The following is a 23,298-nucleotide window of genomic DNA, read 5'->3' on the forward strand; positions in this document are numbered from 1 at the left end:
GGGAAGGGACGCGTCAGAGATAGCGTTCGAACCACTCCCGAGCCAGCTTCGCGACCTGCTCCAGCGTCCCGGGTTCCTCGAACAGATGGGTCGCGCCAGGGACGATCTCCAGCGAAGTGGGGGCGGTCAGCTTCGCCATGGCCCGGCGATTCAGGGGGATCACGGTGTCGTCGTCGCCGCCGACGATCAGCAGCGTGGGGGCGCGGACGGCGACGAGGGCAGGCTCGGGCGTGAGGTCGGGCCGCCCTCCTCGGGAGACGACGGCGGCGACCTCCAGCCGTTCGGCCGCCGCCCCCAGCGCCGCCGCGGCGCCTGTGCTGGCCCCGAAGTAGCCGACCTTCAGGCCCCGCGTCTCGGGCCGATGCTCGATCCAATCGGTCGCGGCGATCAGCCGCCCGGTCAGCAGCTCGATGTCGAACCGCAGGTGGCGGGTGAACCGCTCCTCGTATTCCTCGACCTCCGTGAGCAGGTCGAACAGCAGTGTCGCGAAACCGCCGGCCTGCAACGATTCGGCCACGAAGCGGTTCCGCGAGCTGTGTCGGCTGCTCCCGCTGCCGTGGGCGAACAGCACGACGCCCCGCGCCCCCTCGGGGGTCGCGAGGTCCCCTTCGAGCATCGTGCGGCCGACGCTGATCTGGACCGGGATCGGGTCGTGGGTCGATGTCTCGTTCATGGTGATCGTCCCCTACCCTATAGGGAAGAGAGCCGGATCCCGCCGGTCGGGCCGGCCGCCTCGCGATCCTCCGCCGCCCGCGCCAGCAGGTCGCGGACCTCCTCATCGGTCGTCTGGGAGAAGTCCAGATACCAGAGGCCCACCGCCTGGAAACGCTCCGGACACTGGGGGCAGGCGAGATCGTCCACCTCGTCGCGGAGCGTGCGGCAGGTCGCCTGGGCTCCCACCGGAACGGCCGCGACGATCCGGGCGGGCCCCCCTTCCGCACGGCCGCGACGGCCGCCCGCATGCTCGCGCCGGTCGCCAGGCCGTCATCGACCAGGATCACCGTCTTGCCGCGAACCTCCGGCGCCGGGCGGTCGCCCCGATATTCCCGCTCGCGACGTTCCAACTCGGCCGATTCCTCGGCGGCCACCTCGTCGACGATCTCCTCCGAGATCCCGAGGCCGCACACCACGTCTTGATTGAGCAGACGGACGCCTCCAGTCGCAATCGCGCCGAAGGCCAATTCCTGATGCCCCGGAACTCCGAGCTTACGCACCAGGAAAACGTCGAGCGGAGCGTTCAGCGCGACGGCGACCTCGTAAGCCACCGGAACGCCGCCGCGAGGCAGGCCCAGGATCAGCAAGTCCGGGCGTCCCGCGTACGCCGAAAGCGAGGAGGCCAGGATACGACCCGCCTCCCTCCGATCTCGATACGGCTCGCGCATCATGGCTCGCCTCCTTCTCGTCGAGAGTCGTCCCCGGGACGCCGACGGTCGGGACGGCGATGACGAACGAGCCCTCGCCGGCATGATCGCCGACGTTCGGATTCGTTCCTCCGCCGTCGAGGCTCGGCGTGAGTCGGCCTCGGCCCTCGAAAATCAAGCGTGCAAATTCCAGGCCCTCCCACGTCGACGGCAGACGCGGGTCGGACGAACCGTGTTCAGCCCCCCTACCCCACGTTCCAGGAGAGCGTGGCGTCAGGCGCGGACTTCAAGGCGAGGCTCTCCGATCGGGTCGTTGCCATGCCACGCCGACCGCCCGGAGACCATCGCGATCAGGACGACCGCCGTGACCGATCCGCCGGCGTCCCGGATGGGGACTCCTCGGCTCTCGTCGTCCCTGGAGAGCGGGCGCATGAAAAAACGCCGCGCCCTGGAAGGCGCGGCGTTTCGGTTGATCGCGATCAGGACGGCCGGCGGCCGTCGCCTGGGCTCAGATCTTGTCCGGATTGTCGGCCGGGGCGGGGAAGGCCACCGGGGAGCGGTCGACGACGTGGTCGATCAGGCCGTAATCCCGGGCTTCCTCGGGCGACATGAAGCGGTCGCGGTCGGTGTCTTCCTGGAGGCGCTCCAGGGTCTGGCCGGTATGCTTGCGGTAGATGTCGTTGAGGGCCTTTTTCATGCGGATGAATTCCTCCGCATGGATCAGGATGTCGGACGCGGTCCCTTCCATGCCGGCGAGCGGCTGATGGATCATGATCCGGCTGTTGGGGAGGGCGTACCGCTTCCCCTTGGCGCCGGCGGTCATGAGGAGCGAGCCCATGCTGGCGCACTGGCCCATGCAGTAGGTGGCGACGTCGCAGGGGACCCACTGCATCGTGTCGTAGATCGCCATGCCGGCGGTCACGCTGCCGCCGGGGCTGTTGATGTACAGGTGGATGTCGGCCTTGGCGTCCTGATGGGCGAGGACGAGCATCTGGGCGACCGCCAGGTTGGCGACGTTGTCGTCGATGGCGGTGCCCAGGATGATGATGCGATCCTGGAGCAGGCGGGAATAGATATCCATCGCTCGCTCTTCGCGACCGCTACGTTCGATGACGATGGGAACCAGTGGCATCGGTGATGAGCCTCTCTATCAGTCGGGATGCGAGCCGGCCTTGCGTTCCGCAGCGGTGTCGGGATCGGAGATCGACGGGGCGATCGAGATCGGATCAATAGGAGCCGGGGGCCGCCGAGGGGGGCGGGCTGGTATCGGGTCCCGGGCCCGGGACCGAACCGAGGCCGCCGCCGGAACCTTCGCCGATCCCCTTGAGGCCGGCGATGCGGCCCACCACCTCGTCGACGAGGCCGTATTCCTTGGCCTGGGGAGCCGACAGATAGCGGTCGCGTTCCGTGTCCTTGGCGATCCGTTCGATCGGCTGGCCGGTGTGGCGGGCGAGGATCTCGTTGATGACCTGGCGGCTCTTGATGATCTCCTCGGCCTGGATCTCGATGTCCGAAATCTGGCCCCCTACCTGCCCGTAAGGCTGGTGGATCATGATCTTCGAGTGGGGGAGCGAGAACCGCCTCCCCTTGCTGCCGCCGGCCAGGAGGACCGCGGCGCCGGAGGCGGCCAGGCCGATGCAATAGGTGGCGATCTGGCACTCGATGAACTGCATCGTGTCGTAGATCGCCAGCGTGCTGCTGACGCTGCCGCCGGGGCTGTTGATGTAGAAGCTGATGCCCTGGGTCCGGTTCTCGTACTGGAGGTACAGGAACTTCATCACGGCGTTGTTGGCCACGCCGTCGTCGATGACGCCTTCCAGGAAGACGATCCGGTTTTCCAGCAGGAGGTCGCCGAGGGTCATCTGCCTCTGGCGCGCGTAATCGCGGTAGCGCTGAAGCTTCGGCTCCGCGAGCGGGTGGTCGAAGGGCATGAGACGATCCCTTTCGCTGTCGGCTTCGTACGAGGTCGTGGGCGGGTCGAACGGAATCGGCCGCGCCGTCCCCGGAGATTGTGGAGACGGCGACGACCGGATTTCAAGGGGGGGTCGACGCTTATTCGGCGGCGGCCTCTTCACCTTCCCCGGAGGTGGGCTCGCCCTCGGGGCTGGCGGCCTCGTCCAGGGTCTCGACGGCGACTTCGGGCTCGTCGACCGCGACGTCTTCGTACTCGACCGACTTGAGAATGTGGTCGAGCGCACGTCGCTCCAGGATCTGGGTGGCCATCGCGTCGGCGAGGCCTTCCTTCTCGACCCGGGCGCGGACGCGGCGGATGCTCTCGCCGGTCCGTTCGGCCATGGCCTCGACTTCCAGCTCCAGGTCTTCTTCCTCGACCTTGATGTCCTCGGCCTCGGCGATCTTCGCGAGGATGAAGAACTCCTTGAGCGAGCGGAGGGTCATCTCGTGGGCGTTGGCCCGGATCTCGGCCTGGCGAGCCCGGATGTCCTCGGGCGAGAAGCCTTCCTGCCGCAACTCCATGACCAGGCGGGAGATCGTGCTCTTCTCCTGGCGGGAGACGAGGTCGGCCGGGAGCTCGAACGGGGTGGCGTCGATGAGCGCGTCGAGCACCTGGCGACGGACCGCCTGACGCTGCTGGGCCTCGATGCGCCGGGCGAGTGCGTCGCGGACGGCTTCACGCAGCTCTTCGACGCTGTCGAAGCCGATCGACTGGAGGAACGCCCCGTCGACTTCGGGCAGGCGGATCTGCTTCAGGTCGTGGACGGTCGCCTTGACCTTGACCGCCTTGCCCCGCAGCGAGGGGTCGGCGACGGAGGAGCCCAGCTCGGCCTGAGCCTCGCGGGTCTCTTCCGGCTTGACGCCGGCCAGGGCCTTGCCGATTTCGGGGACGCGACCGTCCTGAAACCGCAGCTCGGGCTGGAGCCGGAACTGGACTTCCTTGACCTCGTTGATGACCGTGTCGTCGTCGCGGAGGAAGGTGAGGTCGGCCGTGAGGTAGTCGCCGATCTCGGCCCCGCCTTCGAGCTTGGGCACGATCTGGGCGTACCGCTCGAGGAAGCGATCGTACTGGCCGTCGACGTCCTTGTCGGTCACTTCCCGCACGGGGCGCTTGACCTTCAGGCCCTGATAGGCCGGGACGGCGAAATCGGGCCGCACTTCGACTTCCATGTCGAAGGCCATAGGGCCTTCTTCGGGAAGCTCGATGGCGGCGATGTCCAGCTTGGGCTGGGTGATCGGATTGAGCTGATAATCGCGGTCGATCTGCTCAAGCGTCTCCATGAGGAGGGACGACTTGACCTGATCGGAGACCTGCTTCTTGAACCGCTTGACGACCAGCGTCTTCGGGGCTCGACCCGGGCGGAAGCCAGGAACCTGGGCCTCCTTCTGCATCACACCGAGCGATTCCTCGAACTGGCGATCGATTTCCGCCCGAGGGATCGTGACCGCGATGTGCTTCTTGCAGGCGCCGGCGTCTTTGATCTGGACGTCGAGGTCGAGCTTCCGCTTTTCCGGCTCGGCTTGGGTCGCCTCGTCTCCGGACGCCTCGACGGTGGCCGACGTATTCAGATCGTTCTCTTCGCCAGGTGTCATGAGAGGCGTTTCCTCGGGTCACGTCGGGCTGGGCGGCTTAACTCGCCAACGCACCCGACGCGCTCGAGCGAAACGGCCAACCCAGATGGCTATTCAAGAAAGCGGGAGATGGGATTTGAACCCACGACAACCACGTTGGCAACGTGGTGCTCTACCCCTGAGCTACTCCCGCGAATCGAGGCCGTTGGGCCGCGTCCGTCGACGATGGGGTGGGCTGTCGTCAGCCCTTGTCGTCGAGCGGTAGACCTAGTATAGAGGCACCCGCGGGGATTGCAAGCGGTCTCTCCCGAATCCTGAAAATACGCCCCCTCCGGAGCCTTTGGCGAAGGCTTTGGAGCTTCCTGCCTTCCTTATAGAGCGAACCGTGCACAGGCGCGACCCTGGGTCCTGAAAAACGCGCGGCCTGGACGGTGGAGCGTGCCCCGCCGGGCCGAGACGGCGTTCGAGATTCGTCGATCGGGGGCCCGCTCCCGGGACGTCGGGGCCGAGGCTCGGGGGCCTTGTCGTCAGGACGCCCAGACGCGGGTCGGGGTCTCGAGGGGGGCGATCCGGCCGCGGCTCCCCGGGTCGGCCTCCTGGATCCGGCGACGTGGCGAGGAGCGAGGCTTTCTATTTGCGTGACGGCTCACGAGATTGTACTTTTGAAATGGACTCGGGAGCCCCCGGCCGTGCTCATCAGGTCGCATTCGCGACCCCCCAAACCAGCGATTCCGCCAGCAGCCGAGATCGATATCGCGATGAATTACACACTTCAAGTCGTCAAGGGGCGGAGCGACGTCGGAGCGCTCAGGCTGATCGACGGGGTCAACAGCGTAGGTCGCCACGACGACTGCGTGATCCGGATCCGTTCTTCGCAGGTCAGCCGCCGACATTGCGAGATCTTCGAGGCCGACGACCGATTGATGGTCCGCGACCTGGGGAGTTCCAACGGAACCTACGTCAACGGCCAGCGGGTGCTGGGGCAGCAGCCCCTGAACGTCGGCGACGTGATCGGCATCGGCGGCGTTTCGCTCCGGGTCGACCCGCTCGGCGCCCACACGGGCTCGGCTCCGGTTTCGCCCGGCGGCGACACTGCCGAGTTGGAAGCGGTCGCCGACGCGGTGGAAGTGGACGAGGCCGACGACTTCGAGGTGAGCATCGACGTCGAGGAGGCCGAGGAAGAGGACGGCTTCGACCTGAACGAATTCCCGGACGCCATCCCCCTCGAGGACGCCGACGAGCCCACCCCGGAACCCGCCAAGCCCCCGAAAAAGGATGCCAAGAAGGCCGAGGCCAAGGCTGAGGCGAGCGAAACGGCCAAGCCGTCCGAGCAGGACGACGACGCCGTCGCGCAGTTCCTCATGGACCTGAAGCTCGACGACGACGATTGAATCGGGCAGCGCCGCGGCGGCGGTCCAGATCATCGCCGGTTGGGCCGCCGCCTCGTCGCATGTTGATCTTTGGCATCGTTGGCTTGCACCGATTGATTTTCGAGCGTGCATGCTATAAAAAGCCCTAGGACGGGACTCTTCCCGGCTCGGAGATTCGTGATAAGATGATTTCGGTAACGTATCGTCGCTTTTATTCAGGATGGGACTTCCATGGCTCGGCGAAAAACCCTTCCGGAGTCGATACGCGCCAAGATGGAACTGGCCGATCGCCTCGCATCGCTTCGCTTGGAGTTGTTCGGTGAGCGAGGCGGGCCAGAAATGGCGCGGCGCCTCGGTATTCCCGTACGGACCTGGTACAACTATGAGGGCGGGGTGACGGTCCCGGCGGAGGTCGTGCTCAAGATCATCGAGCTGACCTCGGTCGAGCCGACCTGGCTGCTGCACGGCAAGGGGCCCAAGTTCCGCCCTAGCCCCAAGCTGGAACGCGGCGACGGCTCAAGCCAGCCTACGATGATGGTCGGCGCGTTGCTCCGCACGGCCTTGCAACTCCTGGAGGGGGAGGCGTCGCCGGAGTTGGGCTCGGCGACGGCGAAGTTCCTGGATTCGGAGCGATCCCTGCCGGTCGACAAGGACGCCGAGCCGGCGGACGCCGGGCCGCCGGCGGTGTGGGGCGACCGCGACACGCTCCAGGTCGATCGGAGTCGGGGCGAGCGCGAGTGGCTGGCGGCCCGTCGCGAAGGTCGCTGCCTTCCCGTGGCGGACGACGCCATGGCGCCGGTCCTGGTCGCGGGATCCTCGGTGGCCTACGCGGACAGCGACGAATCCTCGACGGCCCTCGACGGCCGGATGGTCGTCGCCTGGGTGGACGGCGTCCCCATGGTCCGCTGGTTCCAGGACCGTGGCGATCACGGCCTGCTCCGGGCCGAGGACGTCAAGAAGCGCGCCGTGCGGATCCCCCTGAAGCTCGACGGCAAGGCCGAGGCGGCGAAGGTCCGCCGGGTGCTCTGGATCGAGGCGTCCCGCTGAGCGGCCGGCGTCGGCCGGCGGCTCACCAGCTCAGGTAATCGTGGAAACAGGGCAGGATCAGGATCTTGCCGTCCCCGATCCTCCCGGTGCGCGCCTCGCCGACGATCGCCCGGACCGCCGCCCCGACGTGCGGTTCCTCGACGAAAACGGTGAGCTCCACCTTGGGGAGGAACGAGGCGTTGTACTCGCTCCCCAGATATTGGTTCAGGCGATTCTTCTGTCGGCCGTAGCCCATCGCCTCCCGCACGACCCCGCCGAGGATCTCGACCGACTCGAGCGCGGCGAGCACCGCCTGCGCGCGAAAGGGTTTCACCAGGGCGATGATCTGGACCGGCCGGCCCCGCCTGACGGGATCGTCGGGGTCCGGAGTCTCGGGGATCGGTTCGTCGATCTGAGTCATCTGTCGGCCTCGTCGTCAAACCCGGCCGACCGCTGGCGTCGGCCCTGTCGAGGGACTATGATCGAGGCTACCATGAACGAGTTCGCCCGGGAACGCGCCGGCCACCCCGCACGGTAGGGATTGGGCTTCGGGACGCGTCGGGGACGTCGGCAGGTCTGGCGAGAGGGTCATTCCTTTGATGAAACGCGCAGGGGCGATGCTGGCCGGCTTCGGGCTGCTCATGGCGGTCGGTTGCGGGATGAAGAACTACGACTACCGGATCGAGCAGACCATCGACCGGATGAAGTATGAGAAGCGGCTCGACGAGAATCTCGGCGAGCCGGTGGCCAAGGGGAAGCTGGAGGAGTTGGGGATCTACATCCGGCCGCCGAAGAATCTGGCCGGGCCGACCCAGACCTTCCAGTTCGCCGCGCTCGAGCCCGGGCGGTTCGACGTCGAGAACACGTTCCTGGAGCCCGAGCGGCAGAGTCTCCACGTCCTGGCCCTCGTCGATCGGCCCAAGCCCGCAGCCAAAAAGGGGGCCCCGGCGCAGCCCGAATCCTCCCCCCGGATCCTTCCCGATCAGTTCAATCAGGAGGTCGTCGAACTGGTCCGGAACGCCACCGGGGCCGAAGTCGACCTCAGCCAGTTCAAGCAGGAGTCCAAGCAGGTCAAGGGGACGCGTCAGGACAACTCGTTCCTGGCGAAGACGATCTCCCTGGAAGCCAAGGAGCTCCAGATTTACCTGTACGGCTCGAAGGCCTCGCCGTACAAGGTCGCCCTGATCTTCGAGTATCCCATGGCGGAGAAGAACGCCGTAGCCCCCAAGATCGGCCTCTGCCTGGAAACCTTCGCCGTCGGCGATCTCGCCCGCCAGGCGTTCAGCGGCGGCCAGGAAGATGAGATGATCGACGGCGGAGCCGAGGGGACCGGCGAGCCCGGCCCGCCGATCTGACCAGACACCGCCCATTCGCCTGCCGCTCCTTCGCGAACGCCGGTCGCCATCGTCCTCGTCCAACGGGACGCGGCCGGCGTCGCATGTTTAGCCAGAATGCGATTTCGTCGGGCAGAAGCTCGAACGAAACCGATGTTTTTAGGACGCCTCGCGAGTTGGCAGTCGGTGTGCGGTCCATCCCCCGGGAGCGAAGGAGTCGTTCCCCGCTCGCGGGTTGGTCGCGGTCGACTTCGTCGAGACGATGGATCGACCCTGCTCGTTACACGGTCAGGGCGGGAGGGGGGCGACATGCTCCTCCCTCCCTCGGTCGCGCGATCGCGAGCCTCTCGCCGGAAGCGGTTGCAGAAAGCCTCGGCGCGTGGCTGCGACGATCGGTCCGCCCAGGAGCGTGGGCGAGCCGGCCCAGGGCCGGGGCATCGAGTCGCGCCCGGCCATTCCCGAGAGTCGATCGTGCTCGACCTTCCCAGGCGTAGTCTGATCTTTCCGACTCATGGAGGAGCGGGAGAGGGCCTCACTCTCCATTCGATCGTGGGTGTGCTGGCTGGGTCTTCGGCTTCTCCGAGACCGGTCGTAGCCCGATCGCGGCAATCGCGACGGCCGGGGGGCGTGGAGCGGGCTCAATCCCTTCGCCGCGACTCCATCCCCCGAGAGGGAGCGAGATTCAGGATGCCGAGATGACGAATTCCTGGGGCCGAGCGGGCTCACCAAATTCGTCCCGGGCGTCGTCGATCAACTCGCCGCGGAGGATCCGCACGTCCTTCGGGGCCTCGATGCCGATACGAACCTGATTCCCCTCGACGCGAATCACGGTGATCCGGATGTCCGAACCGATCATCACCGACTGCAACGCTTTGCGGCTGAGCACCAGCATCTTGACCTCCTTGTCTTTCACCTATCGCCCGGGAGTCGAGCTTCGCTTGCTTCCGTTTTCCTCACTCCGTCACCTGATACGACGAAGTTAATGCTCCTGGGACGACATCATTTTTTCAAACCGACCGGCTTTCGTTCCGGTCCTGCCGATCGTTACGCAGGTCTGATGCCGATGGTTCGCGATGACCCCGCCGGCGGGATCGGTTCTAATCGAGGGACGAGGAAGGTCGAGTTCGTCCACCGCAGCGTTACGGGGAGCGCGATGATCCATCGGAAAGCCCGACCTGGTTGGAAGTTCCAGACGTCGAGAGGTGCTCCCCGCCTGGTCATGACCCTTCTGGGAGTCTCGGCCATGCTGGCGACGTCCGTCGCCCTTCGCGCCGATCTGATCTACTTTCGCAACGGCGGACGGATCCAGGCCCCAGCCGTCGCGGAAGGCTCCACCGTCACGATCGACCTCGTCGGCGAGACCTTCACCTTTCAGGCTGAAGACATTGAGAGCCGCATTCCTGATCCCTCGCCCGCCCAGGAATGGGCCGCCCGGCGAAAGCTCCTGGAAGGGAAGCCCGCCGCCGAGCGGTTCGTCGAGGCCTGGTGGGCGCTGGAGAACGGGCTGGTCGACGAGGCCGTCGAGGAGCTGGAGCGCATCCATCGACTCGCCCCCGAGCATGAGCCGACCCGGCGCATGATCCAGGCCGTGGACAAGCTGAAGGCCCCCTGCGACGACCCTGACTTCGAGGCGTTCCAGACGTCCCTGGGCGTCGCGTCGAGGATCGAGCGTGGGCCCCACGTCCTGCTCCTGCACCAGCACCCCGAGGCCGAGGCCGCCGAGCGGGTCGCTTTGCTGGAGCGGGTGACGACCGCCTATCACCTCATGTTCGCCGGCTCCGGCGTTCCCCTCCGAACGCCCAGCCGTCGGCTGATGTTCGCCTGGTTCGCGGATCGCCTGGACTACCAGGCCTTCCTGAAGAACCAGGAGGCCGCCCCTTTCGCCTCCACGCGGGGTTATTATCACCCCACCTGGAATGCCGTCCTGGCCTATGACGCCCGCAGCAGTGAGTTGCAGCGCCAGGATCGGGCGGGCCTGGCGGGCCGTCGCGACGAGCTACAGGCGTTCCGACGGACTCTGGAACGACTCCCCGCCCGAGGGCGTCTCCGCGTGGCCCTGGCGGGCGAGCGTCCCCGGATGGTCGGACGAGCCGAGGGTGGGGCGCTGATCGACCGGCTCGACCGCGACGTCCGGCGATCCGAGCTGCTCCTGGAAGCCGAGCGTCGGGCCTACGACGACGGCATGGCCGCGCACGAGATGGTCCACCTCCTCGCCGCCGACAGCGGGCTGCTGCCGCGCCACGATGCGTTCCCCATCTGGCTTCAGGAGGGGCTGGCGATGCAGTTCGAGGTCGTTCGCGGCGGCCGATGGGCCGGGATCGGCCGTCCCCACGACATCCGGCTCAACGACTGGCGGAGGATCCAGCCCCCTCCCCCAATGGACCCCTTGATCCGCGACAGAGGCTTCGGCCAGGGCTACCGACGCGATCCGTACGTCCAGGCCTGGGCCCTGGTCTACTTCCTCCGGGCTCGGCGGGGCGATCAGTTCGTCAAGTTCCTGGACCTCCTGCGCAGCCCCAGGGACCACTCCGAGCCCGCCGCGTCCCACGCCGAACTTTTCTCCCGGGCCTTCGGCGACGACCTTGGCGGCCTCGAAATGGACTGGCACGCCTTCCTGAACGAAGCGCGAACCCCCCTCGAACGACGAGCCCCGCACCCAACGACGGCCGAAGAAATGAGGTCTCGGGAATGAGGATGTTGACAGACTGACGCCGTACGCTATTATGTCCTTCACGCAACACGAAGTTACGGGGCGTAGCTCAGCTTGGCTAGAGCGCACGGTTCGGGTCCGTGAGGCCGGAGGTTCAAATCCTCTCGCCCCGATTTTTCGCAGGTTCGCCGAGTCCTGAACCCTGGTTTCCCGCCGGGTTGGGCGATTCGGCCTGGAAGTCTGATTGGGGAATGCCCTCCTAACGACTTCCGAGATGAAGCGCCGGATTTCCACAATCCCTCGGGCTCCATCTCCTTTGCAGCATCCCTGCTGCATTCCTATCGACCTGGCCCCGTTCTGATCCAGGCAAGGATCACGAGCGGGTCGAGTTTGGCTCCAAACTCTTCGCTCCCAGGGCGAGCGGTCGGGGCGGGATCTCGCGATCCCGCCTTCCGAAAGCCCTGAGGACGACCGGGGCGGGCCGGGATTGGTCAGGTTCCGCAAAAGGTGCGGTAGCCGCGTTCGTCGGTCGGTGGTTCTTGGTATCGCGCCAGGTCGGGCCGGGCCTCATAGTCATAGGGCGAGGCCAGGGCCGCAAGGAGGTTGTGGAGCACCGACAGATCGTCTCGGTCCTCGGCGGCGGATAGGGCCTCCTCGACGCGGTGATTGCGCGGGATGACGGCCGGGTTGACGGTCCGCATCAAGGCCGCAGCCTCGGCGGGGGAGCGTCCTTCGCGGGCGAGCCGCTCGTGCCACTGAGTTTGCCAGGCCAGGAAATCCGGATCTCGGTACGGATCGCCGAGCGCTCGCCCTTCAGCGGATAGGTCCCGGAACGTGTTCGTGAAATCGGCCTGGGATTTCTGCATCCAGTCGAGAAGCAGCTGGACCAACTCGATGTCACCGGCCTCCGCCGACTGGAGGCCCAGCTTGAGCCGCATGCCGGCGAGCCAGTATTCCTCGAACCGCGCCGGAAACTCGTCAAGCACCTCGGTGGCGAGCGAGACGGCCTCGTCGGGGTCGTGGCTCAGGAGCGGCAGAAGAGTCTCGGCGAGCCGGGCCAGGTTCCATTGCGCGATGCCGGGCTGGTTGGCGTAGGCGTACCGGCCGCCACGGTCGATCGAGCTGAAGACGGTGCCTGGATCGTAGGCGTTCATGAACGCACAGGGCCCGTAGTCGATCGTCTCGCCGGCGATTGCCATGTTGTCGGTATTCATCACTCCATGAATGAACCCGACGTGCTGCCATCGGGCGATCAGCGCGGCCTGGCGGTCGGCGACGGCGCGGAGGAATTCCAGGTAGTTCCGGGGATCAGTGGCCAGTTCCGGGTCGTGGCGATCGATCGCGTAGTCGGCGAGGGCGCGCAAGGTGGATTCATCCCCGAGAGCCGCCGCGTACTGGAAGGTCCCGACGCGGAGGTGGCTGGCGGCCACGCGGGTCAGGATCGCGCCCCGCCGCATCGATTCCCGGTAGACGGGATCGCCGGTGGCGACGACGGCGAGACTTCGCGTGGTGGGGATGCCGAGGCCAGCCAGGGCCTCGCTAATGATGTATTCGCGGAGCATCGGGCCGAGGGCGGCCAGCCCGTCCCCGCCGCGCGAGAACCGGGTCCGCCCCGACCCCTTGAACTGGACGTCGACGAGCCGCCCGGAAGGCGTACGATGCTCGCCCAGCAGGATGGCGCGACCGTCCCCGAGCATGGTGAAGTGGCCGAACTGATGCCCAGCGTACGCCTGGGCGATCGGCTGCGAGCCGACCGGGAACACCTGGCCGGCGAACAGGGCCGCGACAGCCTCCGGGGACCTCGCGCCGAGGTCGAGGCCAAGCTCGTTTGCAAGCCGGTGATTGAGGATCGCCGCCCTCGGCTCCCGCACCCGAGCCGGCGTGGACGGGACGAAAAGGGGGGACGGCAGCCGCGTATAGGTGTTGTCGAACCGCCATCCGACCGCGTCCGCATCGGCGACCGACTCATGTTGACCGACCATCCTGCTCCTCCAACGATGCTCTCGAATCCTGCAACGGACGCCGGCGCGGCACGACGGCGCAGGGCGATCGCCCTGGCTAATCCTACGGCGCCGACCAAATCGGCGGCGCGACGGGAGCTAAGCCCAGGCGATCACATCGGTTCAGGCTGGCGCGTTCCGCGTCGAGATGCAGCCCGACGGCGACGCCGCGTCGGGTGATCTCTGCCTTGAGGGGCCGGACGGCCGAGCCTAGGTTCTGTCTGACGGCTCGCAAGGCGTTACGATAGCGGCTTCCCCGAGGAGGCCGCGATGACGCGACGCTACGAGCTGAAGGACGAGGAGTTCGCCCTGATCGCCGACCTGCTCCCTCCGGTCGGGAGGCCGGGCGGGCGGTGGAACGACCACCGCACGACGCTCGACGGCGTCCTCTGGATCCTCCATACGGGCGCCCAGTGGCGGGAGCTGCCGGAGCGATACGGAAAGTGGAAGAGCGTCTACGACCGATTCAACCGCTGGGCCCGCGACGGCACGATCGACCGCATCCTGGAGCGGCTGCATCTCGAGCTGGACGCCTCGGGGCGGATCGACTTCGACCTCTGGTGCATCGACGGGACGTCCATCCGGGCCGGCCGCGCGGCCGCCGGGGCCGGGGGGAAAAGGGGGACGGCCGAGCCGGCCGACCACGCCCTCGGCCGCTCGCGCGGCGGCTTCGGGACGAAGCTGCACCTGGTCGTCGACTCCGGCGGCGTCCCGCTGTCGGCCGTCGTCACCGCGGGCCAGGCCCACGAGTCGAGGTCCCTGGAGCCGGCGCTCGAGGCGGTGCGGATCAAGCGGCCCGGCCGGGGCCGGCCGCGACGCCGGCCCCGCCGCCTGGCCGGCGACAAGGGGTATAGCTACAGACGCATCCGCCGCTACCTGCGACGGCGAGGGATCAAGGCGGTGATCCCGACCCGCAAGGACCAGCGGCGAAGCCCGACGTTCGACGCCGAGGCCTACCGCCGCCGCAACATCGTCGAGAGGTGCATCCTCTGGATGAAGGAGAACCGGCGGCTGGCGACGCGGTTCGAGAAGCTGGCGGTCAACTTCCTGGCCATGGTCAAGCTGGCCATGATCCGCCGTTGCTTTCGGCTCATCGAGCCGTCAGACAGAACCTAGTGCAGGATCACTGGAGTTGCTGTGTGAGGCGACCGATGTGTTCGCAGCCGTAGTAGCCGCAGACCCGCTCCTCGACCTCGGCCGCCGTCAGTCTCCTCCCCGGCTCGACGACGGCTCTCTTGCCGTGGACCCACTTCGGTTCGATCGCGTTGAGCCACGGCGCCTTCACCGGCAGGTGGCACGCCACGATCCGCACTCCGCCTCGGGCCTTCGCCAGCCGGTTGTGGGCCTTGATCCAGGCCCGCACCCGGCGGCTGACGTGCCAGGCGGCGTTGTCCCAGACCAGCAGCAACGCCCGCTTGCCCTCGGCGGCCAGCCGGTCGCACGCCCAGGCGAGGAAGTCCTCGGTCACCTGGCTGACCGGGCGCCCCTGCACGAACCGCAGCAGCATCCCGCCGGAGTCGCCGCGCAGCAGCCCGTAGCAGGCCAACGCCTTGGGGTCGCCGTCGGCGGCGTCGGCGGCCGGCTCGTGCAGCCGCAGCGGCTCGCCGCCGGCCCAGGCGTGCAGGCCGGGCCGGGCCAGCCGGCTCCACCAGACCTCGTCCTGGAAGCCGAGGGTCCAGCCCGGATGGGCCTCGGCCAGGCGGATCAGCCGGTCGCGCGCCCCTTTTTTCTCAGGTACGCCGGGTCGGGGCTGGTGATCCAGGTCTTGGCCCGCTTCCAGCCCACCCCCAGCCGCTTCAGCGCCCGGCGGATCGACTCGCCGCTCATCACGCGCGGGGTGAGGCCCTCGGCGAACGCCGCCTCGGCGGCCAGGTGGAGCGTCCAGAGCGAGGTCGGCTTGTCGAACTCGCGGGGGCTGCGGTGCAGCAGGGCGCGGAGCCGCTCGCCGGCCGCGGCGTCGAGGGCGGGCCGGGCCGATCGGGGGCGGTGGGACTTCTCGCGGAGGCAGGCGAGCCCCTCGGCGGCGAAGGCGCGGATGGCGTCGCGGACGGTCTGGGTGGCGCAGCCGAGCCGGGCGCGGATCGCGGAGGGCTTGAGGCCCTCGGCGCCGGCCAGGAGGATCTGGCAGCGCCGCAGGGTGAAGGCCGAGGGCGAGCGGAGGCCGGCCCGAAGGGTCCGGGACTCCTCGGGGGAGAGCGGGCGGACGAAGAGGGGTGGTTTCATACCCCTTCTACGACGGCCGTCTCGCACGGGATCAGTCGTGACTCTCCACTAGGTCCCGGCCCCGGAACGCTTCGACGAGGGCGCGATGCTCCTCATCGATTTTCGTCGCGCCGGCGCTAAGCTTCTGGGTCTTGCGGAAGTGGGGGCGGATGCGGCCGACGAGGGCCTACTCCGAGGTGCCGACGGGGCGACGGCCGCCCCGATCGCGCCTGATCCGTGAGGCGGCGCGAAGGGGCGGGCCGGGTCGGCGCGGGGACGATCAGGACTTGACCTGAACCTTGCCGTCCTCGTCGATGGCGATCTCGACGCGGTTGGACCCCGAGGAGACGTCGACCTTGAGGTCCGAGGTGGAGGTCTGGTTCAGCCTGGTGGGGACCGTGATCCGGAAGACCTTGCCGGACTTGTCGGTGTAGGTCGAGTCGTCCGCCTTTTTGGAGCGGACGGGTGTGGTCCCGGCCTTGGTTTTGGCCATCATGTACTCCTGGGGCGACTTCTCCGGGTCGGGCATCGCCGCTTGGTCGGCCTCGGCGAGCTCCTCCAGGCCGATGATCGCGACCCGGTGCGTCCCGACGACGGCCCCGTCGCCCGGGTCCTCGGTGGAGAGGACGAAGCTCCCGTCCTTGCCGATCGACCCGGCGGCCGGCGGCGCGTCCGACTTCTCGGGCTCGAAGAGGATCGTGCCGAACGTCACCGGCTCGCCCTTATAGGTGACCTTGCCGCTGACCCGGGCCAGGCTCAGGCCGTTGCCGGGGCCGCAGCCGGTCGTCGCCAGCAGGATCGCGACGGCCGCGAGGCTCTGGATGCGCATGATGTCGGGCTCCGTTCGTTTTCGTGGGTGGGGTCGAGTCCGGCGGCCCGCCCGCCGGGGGTCGGCGGGGCGGGCCGAGCAGTCCGATCGATGGTCAGAAGGCGTCGGCCGAGATGATCTCGCCGCGGTTCCGGGTGCTGGCGGCCGCGTATGTCCTCGGGTTGATCGACTGCTTGAGGAAGCGGACGGAGCCGTCGGCGAAGGTGAAGTTGGCGCCGCCGGGGTGCTTGCTCTTGAAGGCGAAGTTGTAGACCTGGTTGCGGAAGCAGTGGGTCGCGACGACCGACGTGATGTAGGCCGTGCTGCAGACCGTGCCGTCGGTCGGGTCGACCTGGCCGTCCTTCAGGTTGGTCTTCCAGTTCAGGGGGATGATGGTCCCGCCGTAGGCCCCGTGGCCGTTGGTCCACATGAGCTGGCCGTTGTAGTTCGGCGAGTTCTCGCCGGCGAGCAGGGTGTTGCTGCTGCCGTCGGTGCATCCGGCCAGGGTGGTGACGGCCCCCGAGCTGCAGTCGCCGAACATGCCGGAGAAGGTGTTGTTGCACCCCCAGTAGGTGCCGTCGGCCTGCGTCGAATAGATGTCGAAGAGGGGGTTGCCCGTCTTCTGATCGCCCCAGCTGACGATGTAGTTCAAGGGCGCGGCGAGGTACGACGTGCCCAGATCGTTGATGTTCGTCCACTTGCGGTCGTCGAACAGCCGGTTCGAGTCGTCGGACGGGCAGAGGTACGCCGCGATGATCGTCCGGTAGACGGTCGTGTGCTCCAGGCTGGCGTTCGCGCCGCTGCCGAGCGAGAAATTGATGGCGTTGTGCAGGTTCCCCTGCTCAAGCTGGGGGAGGATCAGCGCCGACCAGGCCCACCACGAGCCGGTCCAGGTGACGGCGTTCACCAGCGAGCCCGGCGGAAAGCTGCCGACGGTGTCGTGGTAGTTGTGCATCGCCAGGCCGATCTGCTTCATGTTGTTGACGCACTGGGCGCGGCGGGCGGCCTCGCGGGCCGACTGCACGGCCGGCAGCAAGAGGGCGATGAGGACGGCGATGATCGCGATGACCACCAGCAGTTCGATCAGCGTGAAGCCGCGGCGCGGTTCGGTCTCTCTTCCGGGCATGACGGACTCCTTGAGGAGGGAGGGATGACGGGGGAAGCGAGGCGACGAAGGGTCGAGGTCCCGGCCGCCGTCGGCGCGAAGGCCGTACGGCGACCGTCCCCGCGCGGAGGGCCGCGCGGGGCTGATCGGTTGGCGGTGAGGGGCCCGACGCGCCGGCGGGGCAGGATCATGGTCGCGGGACGGACGAGGCGAGGCGGCGCCCCCGCGTCAGGTGATCTTCTCCTTGAGCAGGCGGACGGCCGCGGCCAGGTCCCGGCCCCGGAACGATTCGGCGAGGGCCCGGTGCTCCTCGTAGATCTCCATCGCGTCGGCGCTGAGCTTCTGGGTCTTGCGGAAGTGGGAGCGGATGCGACCGACGAGGGTCTCCCAGATCACGATCAGATCGGGCTGGCCGGCCCGCTCCAGGAGGCGGCGGTGGAACGCGAGGTCGGCCTCGGCGATGGCGTGGTAGTCGCGCCGGGCGCAGGCGTCGAGCATGCGGGCGAGGATCACGTTCCAGGCGGCGAAATCGGCTTCGGTCAGCTCGTCGAAGACGAGGCGGAGCGCGTAGACCTCGACCGTGCGGCGGATGGGGATGATCAGGTTGCGGATCTCGCGCGGGGCCTCGGGGGCGACTACCGCGCCGCGGTTGGGTCGGCTGATGACCAGCCCCTGCGAGGAGAGCTTCTGGACGGCCTCGCGCACCAGCCCGCGGCCGACGCCGAACCGGCTGGAGAGCCCGGCTTCGGTGAGCCGCGACCCCGCCTCGAGCCGGCCGGTCAGGATCTCTTCCCGCAGCGTCCGACTGACCATGGATTCCGGATGGTCCTCGGCTTCGGCCGTCATGGTTCGGGGCTCGCGATGGGGTGCGCCGGTCGTGCAAGAGGCCCGGCGACGAATCGACCGGCCGCGGGCCGCCGCCGGCCGCGATTCCTGGAATGTAGACCATCACCGTGACATTGTCTACAATGTAATCATCGACCGTTCCCGGATTTTGTAGACAGGATTTCTAAGATTGTCTACAATCCGGCGACGTGTCGGGCCGACGCCGGCCTCCGGAGGCTTCAACCACGGGAGGACCCCATGTCCCATCTTCGCCTCGTCCAACCGATCGGGACGGCTTTCGCCCTGGCCATCTGCCTGGCTTGCGCGCCGGCGCGGGCCCAGTCGGCCGCCGACGTCGAGGCCTTCGAGAGGGAGATCCGCCCGCTGCTCGTGGAGAAGTGCCTGTCCTGCCACGGGCCTGAGAAGCAGAAGGGGGGCCTGCGGGTGGACGCGCGGGCGCCGCTTTTGGAAGGGGGCGATTCCGGCCCGGCCGTCGTCCCGGGCAAGCCCGAGGAGAGCCTGCTGGTCCAGGCGGTGAAGCGGGAGGACGGCCTGGAAATGCCCCCGGACGCCCCGCTCTCGCCCAAACAGGCGGCCGCGCTGGAGCGCTGGGTCGCCTCGGGGGCCGCCTGGCCCGCCGACGGCGCGCCGGCCGTCGAGACCCGCAAGGAGGCGTGGGCGCGGCACTGGGCGTTCCGCCCGATGGCTCGGCCCGAGCCGCCCGACGCCGGCGACGCCTCGTGGGTCCGCACCCCGGTCGACGCGTTCGTGGCGGAAAAGCACGCGGAGGCGGGGCTGTCGCCTTCGCCCGAGGCCGACCGCCGCACCTTGATCCGCCGCCTCTCGTACGACCTGACCGGCCTGCCGCCGTCGCCCGAGGAGGTCGCCGCGTTCGTCGCCGACCCCGACCCGACGGCCTATGAGAAGCTCGTCGACCGCCTCCTGGCCTCGAAGCGGTACGGCGAGCAGTGGGCCCGCCACTGGCTCGACGTCGCCCGCTACGCCGACACCAAGGGCTACGTCTACGGTCGCGAGGAGCGGTTTTTCGTCCACGCCCCGGCCTACCGAGACTGGGTCGTGAAGGCGTTCAACGACGACCTGCCGTACGACCGCTTCCTGCTCGACCAGATCGCGGCCGACCAGGCCGAGCCCGACGACCCCTCCGCGCTGGCGGCGCTGGGGTTCGTGACGCTCGGCCGGCGATTCCTGGGCGTGACGCACGACATCATCGACGACCGGATCGACGTGGTCACCCGAGGCACGATGGGCCTGACCGTCGCCTGCTCGCGGTGCCACGACCACAAGTTCGACCCGATCCCCACGGCCGACTACTACGCGCTCTACGGCGTCTTCATGAACTGCACCGAGCGCCTCGTCCCGCTGGCCGAGCCCTCGGGGAGCGAGGCCGAGCGCGCGGCCTTCGAAGCCGAGTTGAAGAAGCGCCGGGACGCGCTGGAATCGGGCGTGGCGTCGGCGCGGGAGGAGGCCTCGCGGCGGATCCGCTCGCGGGTCGCCGACTACCTGACGGCCCAGCTCGACCTGTCGAAAGTCCCCGCCGACGGCTTCGACGTCATCCTCTACGCCGACGACCTCGTCCCCGCTTCGGCCCGCCGCTGGCAGGCTTATCTGGCGGCGGCGGCCGAGGCCGACGACCCGATCTTCCGCCCCTGGCGCCGGCTGGCCGCCATCCCCGAGGCCGAGTTCGCGGCCAGGGCCGCGGGCGTGCTCGCCGAGCCGGACGGGTCGGGCGCGGCGCCCGTCAACGCCCGCGTCGCGTCCGCGTTCGCCTCGCCGCCGGCCGCGATGGCCGAGGCCGTGGAACGCTACGGACGGCTCTTCGCCGAGGTCGAGCGCGAGTGGGCCGAACTCCGCAAGGCCGACCCCGCCGCGACCGCCCTCGCCGATCCCGACGCCGAGGCCCTGAGGAAGGTCCTTTACGAGCCCGACCGGTCTCCGTGCTGGATCCCCGACGAGCCGATCGTGACCATCGAGGCGTTCCTGGACAACAATCAGGATGTCAAGCTGTGGCAGCTCCAGGGCGAGGTGGACCGCTGGCTGATGCAGTCGCCCGTCGCGCCCCCCTACGCTTCGGCCCTCACCGACCGGGCCGAGATCCGCGAACCCCGCGTCTTCCGGCGAGGGAACGCGGCCAACCCCGGCGATCTCGCCCCCCGCCGGTTCCTCCAGGTGGTCGCCGGGCCGGACGCCCCGGCGTTCGCGAACGGGAGCGGCCGTCTGGAACTGGCCCGCGCCATCATCGACCCCGAGAACCCGTTGACGGCCCGCGTCTGGGTGAATCGGATCTGGGCCCAGCACTTCGGCGCGGGCCTGGTCCGCACGCCCAGCGACTTCGGGATTCGATCGGAGCCGCCTAGCCACCCCGAGCTGCTCGACTGGCTGGCGCGTCGGCTGGTCGACGGAGGCTGGAGCACCAAGACGATCCACCGCCTGATCCTCCTGTCCTCGACCTACCGTCAAAGGTCGAACGGCGGCGGACCGGACGACGAGAAGGCGAAGCTCGCGGACCCGGAGAACCGCCTCCTCTGGAGGACCAACCCCCACCGCCTGACCTTCGAGGAGGCCCGCGACTCGGCCCTGGCCGCGACCGGGGAGCTGGACGCCCGGATCGGCGGCCGGGGGACGCCCCTCTTCGGCGGCGCCGAGAACCGCCGGCGCACGCTCTACGGGGTGGTCGATCGCCAGTTCCTCCCGGGCGTGTTCCGGGTCTTCGATTTCGCCAACCCGGACCTGCACATCCCGTCGCGGAGCGAGACGACGGTCCCGCAGCAGGCGCTCTTCGCCATGAACCACCCGTTCCCGGCCGCGAGGGCGCGCGCCCTGGCCGCCCGGCTTTCCCCGGGGGACGACGACGCCTCCACCCGCGCCGTCTTCCAGGCCGTCCTCCAGCGCGATCCGACGGCGGACGAGGCGTCGGCCGCGCGAGAGTTCCTGGCCGACGCGGCGGCGGCGCCCCCTCCCGCGCCCCCCGCCGAGAGCCTGGCCTGGTCCTACGGCTGCGTCACGGTCGATCCGGCGTCGGGACCGTCGAAGGACTTCCGCCCGATGCCCCACTTCGACGGCCAGGGATGGGGGGGCGGCCCGCAATGGCCCGACCCGGTCCTCGGCTGGGCGCGGATCACGGCCGGGGGGGCCACCCCGGGGACGATCCGGCCCGCTCGATCGTCCGGCGCTGGGTCTCGCCGATCCGCGGCGTAGTCGCCGTGGAATCGACGCTGGAGCACGTCCCGGCGGTCGGCGACGGGGTGCGGGGCTGGCTGGCCTCAAGCCGGCTCGGGGTCCTCAAGTCGGCCGTCGTCCACGCCGCCAAGGTCGACTTCCACGCCGACGCGATCGAGGTCGAGCCCGGCGACGCGATCGACTTCGTGGTCGACGTGCGCGACGCCCTCAACAGCGACCAGCACCTCTGGGCGCCGAAGATCCGCGCGACCCGGATCGACTCCGGCCCCGCGCCGAACGGGGGCCTCTGGGACGCTTCGCGCGACTTCCAGGGCCCGTCGGCGGAGGTGCTGGGGCCGTGGGAGCAGTTCGCCCAGGTCCTCCTGATGTCCAATGAATTCATGTTCGTCGACTGATCGCGACCCGATGACAGGAGCCCCGACATGCGAGACGACGCCCTGTTCCGACCGTCGATCGGCCGCCGCGAAATGCTCCGGACCTCGGCGCTGGGCCTCGGCGCGCTGGGCCTCGTCGACCTGCTGGGCGCCCGCGACGTCCTGGCCGGCCCGTCGGCCGCCGGGGCCGACGCGGGGGACCTGGCCCCGAGGGCGCCGCACTTCCCCGGCAAGGCGAAGCGCGTCGTCCACTTCTTCCTCAACGGCGGCCCCAGCCACGTCGACACGTTCGACCCCAAGCCGGCCCTGGACCGTTACGACGGCAAGCCGATCCCGCTCGACCTGACCACCGAGCGCAAGACCGGCGCGGCGTTCGCCTCGCCGTTCAAGTTCCGCCGGTACGGCGAGAGCGGCCTGGAGGTCTCCGAGCTGTTCGCCCGCACGGCCGAGCACGTCGACGACATCGCCGTGATCCGCTCGATGGTCGCGCAGGTGCCGAATCATGAGCCGTCGCTGATGCTCATGAACTGCGGGGACTCGGTCCTCCCCCGGCCGAGCGTCGGCGCGTGGGTGCTCTACGGCCTGGGGACGGAGAACCAGAACCTCCCCGGCTTCGTCGCCATGTGCCCGAGCGGCTATCCGGTGAAGGACGCCGAGAACTGGGCCTCGGCATTCCTGCCAGGTGCCTACCAGGGGACGTTCGTCGATCCCCAGTTCGCCGACGTGGACAAGCTGATCGAGAACATCCGCAGCCCGCACGCCTCGCGCGAGGCCCAGCGCCGGCAGCTCGACCTGCTGCGACGGCTGGCCTCGGACCACCGCCGCGAACGGCCGGACGCCCGGCTCGACGCCCGCATCCAGTCGTTCGAGACCGCCTTCCGAATGCAGATGGAGGCGGCCGACGCCTTCGACGTGAACCGCGAGCCGCAGCCCGTCCGCGAGATGTACGGCGACTCGGTCCACGGCCGCCAGACCCTCATCGCCCGCCGCCTGCTGGAGCGGGGCGTCCGCTACGTGCAGCTCTGGCACGGCGCGGGCCAGTCCTGGGACGACCACTCCAACCTGGCGGTCAATCATCGCAAGCTGGCCGGCGAAGTCGACGGTCCGATCGCCGCCCTCTTGACCGATTTGAAGCGGCTGGGGATGCTCGACGACACCCTGGTGATCTGGGGGGGCGAGTTCGGCCGCACGCCGACCGTGGAGTTAGACGGCAGCGGCAAGTCCTCGCTCGGCCGCGACCACAACCACTACGGCTTCACCGTCTGGATGGCCGGCGGCGGCGTCAAGGGGGGGACGGTCCACGGCGCGACCGACGAGTTCGGCTTCAAGGCGGTCGAGGACCCGGTGAGCGTCCACGATCTCCACGCCACGATCCTCCACCTCCTCGGCTTCGACCACGAGCGCCTGACCTACCGCTACGCCGGCCGCGACTTCCGCCTCACCGACGTGCACGGCAAGGTCGTCCGTCCGATCCTCGCCTGAACCGACCCGGCCCGACCCTCTCGACTCGAAAGGAAGAC

20 protein-coding genes, 2 tRNA genes and 1 pseudogene are annotated in these 23,298 nt (G+C 68.8%); 9 read left to right on the forward strand and 14 right to left on the reverse strand.

What is annotated here, in order from left to right; translation table 11 throughout:
* Positions 1–13: 13 nt before the first annotated feature.
* The 6 genes and pseudogenes from VT85_RS29365 to VT85_RS21495 form a co-directional block, all read right to left on the reverse strand.
* Positions 14–673: a dienelactone hydrolase family protein gene (locus VT85_RS29365; RefSeq protein ID WP_068419900.1), complete on the reverse strand. Its 660-nt coding sequence runs from the start codon at positions 671–673 to the stop codon at positions 14–16.
* A 17-nt stretch (positions 674–690) separates the two neighbouring features.
* Positions 691–1,382: pseudogene (locus VT85_RS30090) on the reverse strand (phosphoribosyltransferase).
* Positions 1,383–1,869: 487 nt separating this feature from the next.
* Positions 1,870–2,493 carry an ATP-dependent Clp protease proteolytic subunit gene (locus tag VT85_RS21480; protein WP_068419902.1) on the reverse strand — a complete coding sequence of 208 codons (624 nt, stop codon included), beginning with the start codon at positions 2,491–2,493 and terminating at the stop codon, positions 1,870–1,872.
* A 94-nt stretch (positions 2,494–2,587) separates the two neighbouring features.
* Positions 2,588–3,292, reverse strand: a complete 705-nt coding sequence (locus VT85_RS21485) for a ClpP family protease (protein ID WP_156513003.1) — start codon at positions 3,290–3,292, stop codon at positions 2,588–2,590.
* A gap of 121 nt (positions 3,293–3,413) precedes the next feature.
* The gene (tig, locus tag VT85_RS21490; RefSeq protein ID WP_068419904.1) at positions 3,414–4,907 is read right to left on the reverse strand and encodes a trigger factor; all 1,494 of its coding nucleotides are present in this window, start codon (positions 4,905–4,907) and stop codon (positions 3,414–3,416) included.
* A gap of 100 nt (positions 4,908–5,007) precedes the next feature.
* Positions 5,008–5,079, reverse strand: a tRNA-Gly gene (locus VT85_RS21495).
* Positions 5,080–5,524: 445 nt separating this feature from the next.
* On the opposite strand from VT85_RS21495, the gene VT85_RS21500 reads away from it, so the two are divergent.
* Entirely contained in the window at positions 5,525–6,277 is a 753-nt protein-coding gene (locus VT85_RS21500; RefSeq protein WP_156513004.1) for an FHA domain-containing protein, read from the forward strand.
* A 318-nt stretch (positions 6,278–6,595) separates the two neighbouring features.
* A complete protein-coding gene (locus VT85_RS21505) occupies positions 6,596–7,303 on the forward strand; it encodes a hypothetical protein (protein WP_068419908.1) in 708 nt (235 codons plus the stop codon).
* A gap of 22 nt (positions 7,304–7,325) precedes the next feature.
* Here VT85_RS21505 and VT85_RS21510 read toward each other — a convergent pair whose 3' ends face one another.
* Positions 7,326–7,703: a P-II family nitrogen regulator gene (locus VT85_RS21510; protein WP_082858786.1), complete on the reverse strand. Its 378-nt coding sequence runs from the start codon at positions 7,701–7,703 to the stop codon at positions 7,326–7,328.
* 178 nt (positions 7,704–7,881) lie between these two features.
* Here VT85_RS21510 and VT85_RS21515 point away from each other — a divergent pair, with 178 nt between their 5' ends.
* Positions 7,882–8,637: a hypothetical protein gene (locus tag VT85_RS21515; RefSeq protein ID WP_156513005.1), complete on the forward strand. Its 756-nt coding sequence runs from the start codon at positions 7,882–7,884 to the stop codon at positions 8,635–8,637.
* Positions 8,638–9,298: 661 nt separating this feature from the next.
* Here the strand turns inward: VT85_RS21515 and csrA are convergent.
* Positions 9,299–9,508: a carbon storage regulator CsrA gene (gene csrA / locus VT85_RS21520; protein WP_068422455.1), complete on the reverse strand. Its 210-nt coding sequence runs from the start codon at positions 9,506–9,508 to the stop codon at positions 9,299–9,301.
* A gap of 261 nt (positions 9,509–9,769) precedes the next feature.
* Here csrA and VT85_RS21525 point away from each other — a divergent pair, with 261 nt between their 5' ends.
* Positions 9,770–11,308 carry a DUF1570 domain-containing protein gene (locus VT85_RS21525; RefSeq protein WP_197490918.1) on the forward strand — a complete coding sequence of 513 codons (1,539 nt, stop codon included), beginning with the start codon at positions 9,770–9,772 and terminating at the stop codon, positions 11,306–11,308.
* A gap of 56 nt (positions 11,309–11,364) precedes the next feature.
* Positions 11,365–11,439: transfer RNA gene (locus VT85_RS21530), tRNA-Pro, on the forward strand.
* A gap of 318 nt (positions 11,440–11,757) precedes the next feature.
* Here VT85_RS21530 and VT85_RS21535 read toward each other — a convergent pair.
* The gene (locus VT85_RS21535; RefSeq protein ID WP_068419914.1) at positions 11,758–13,248 is read right to left on the reverse strand and encodes a protein adenylyltransferase SelO; all 1,491 of its coding nucleotides are present in this window, start codon (positions 13,246–13,248) and stop codon (positions 11,758–11,760) included.
* Between the two features lie 288 nt (positions 13,249–13,536).
* On the opposite strand from VT85_RS21535, the gene VT85_RS21540 reads away from it, so the two are divergent.
* Complete coding sequence (locus VT85_RS21540) at positions 13,537–14,382, forward strand: IS5 family transposase (protein ID WP_068419915.1); 846 nt, start codon at positions 13,537–13,539, stop codon at positions 14,380–14,382.
* A 7-nt stretch (positions 14,383–14,389) separates the two neighbouring features.
* Here VT85_RS21540 and VT85_RS21545 read toward each other — a convergent pair whose 3' ends face one another.
* The 5 genes from VT85_RS21545 to VT85_RS21565 all read right to left on the reverse strand — a co-directional run bounded on the left by VT85_RS21545 (position 14,390) and on the right by VT85_RS21565 (position 18,227).
* The gene (locus tag VT85_RS21545) at positions 14,390–14,812 is read right to left on the reverse strand and encodes a transposase (protein WP_197490672.1); all 423 of its coding nucleotides are present in this window, start codon (positions 14,810–14,812) and stop codon (positions 14,390–14,392) included.
* Between the two features lie 158 nt (positions 14,813–14,970).
* Positions 14,971–15,489, reverse strand: a complete 519-nt coding sequence (locus tag VT85_RS21550) for a helix-turn-helix domain-containing protein (RefSeq protein ID WP_068415941.1) — start codon at positions 15,487–15,489, stop codon at positions 14,971–14,973.
* A 259-nt stretch (positions 15,490–15,748) separates the two neighbouring features.
* Positions 15,749–16,297: a hypothetical protein gene (locus tag VT85_RS21555; RefSeq protein WP_068419916.1), complete on the reverse strand. Its 549-nt coding sequence runs from the start codon at positions 16,295–16,297 to the stop codon at positions 15,749–15,751.
* A 94-nt stretch (positions 16,298–16,391) separates the two neighbouring features.
* Positions 16,392–17,402, reverse strand: coding sequence for a DUF1559 domain-containing protein (locus tag VT85_RS21560; RefSeq protein ID WP_068419917.1), 1,011 nt, complete (start codon positions 17,400–17,402; stop codon positions 16,392–16,394).
* A 207-nt stretch (positions 17,403–17,609) separates the two neighbouring features.
* Positions 17,610–18,227 (reverse strand): GntR family transcriptional regulator, encoded by a 618-nt coding sequence (locus tag VT85_RS21565; RefSeq protein WP_068419919.1) that lies wholly within the window; start codon positions 18,225–18,227, stop codon positions 17,610–17,612.
* A gap of 237 nt (positions 18,228–18,464) precedes the next feature.
* Between VT85_RS21565 and VT85_RS21570 the strand changes: the two genes are divergently transcribed.
* The 3 genes from VT85_RS21570 to VT85_RS21580 are packed head-to-tail and all read left to right on the forward strand — an operon-like array spanning position 18,465 to position 23,260.
* The gene (locus VT85_RS21570; protein WP_068419922.1) at positions 18,465–21,422 is read left to right on the forward strand and encodes a PSD1 and planctomycete cytochrome C domain-containing protein; all 2,958 of its coding nucleotides are present in this window, start codon (positions 18,465–18,467) and stop codon (positions 21,420–21,422) included.
* 5 nt (positions 21,423–21,427) lie between these two features.
* Entirely contained in the window at positions 21,428–21,799 is a 372-nt protein-coding gene (locus tag VT85_RS28710; protein ID WP_197490919.1) for a hypothetical protein, read from the forward strand.
* A 27-nt stretch (positions 21,800–21,826) separates the two neighbouring features.
* Positions 21,827–23,260, forward strand: a complete 1,434-nt coding sequence (locus VT85_RS21580) for a DUF1501 domain-containing protein (protein ID WP_068419925.1) — start codon at positions 21,827–21,829, stop codon at positions 23,258–23,260.
* Positions 23,261–23,298: the final 38 nt, after the last annotated feature.

The sequence above is a fragment of the Planctomyces sp. SH-PL62 genome, from assembly GCF_001610895.1.
In the GTDB taxonomy this organism is placed as follows: domain Bacteria; phylum Planctomycetota; class Planctomycetia; order Isosphaerales; family Isosphaeraceae; genus Paludisphaera.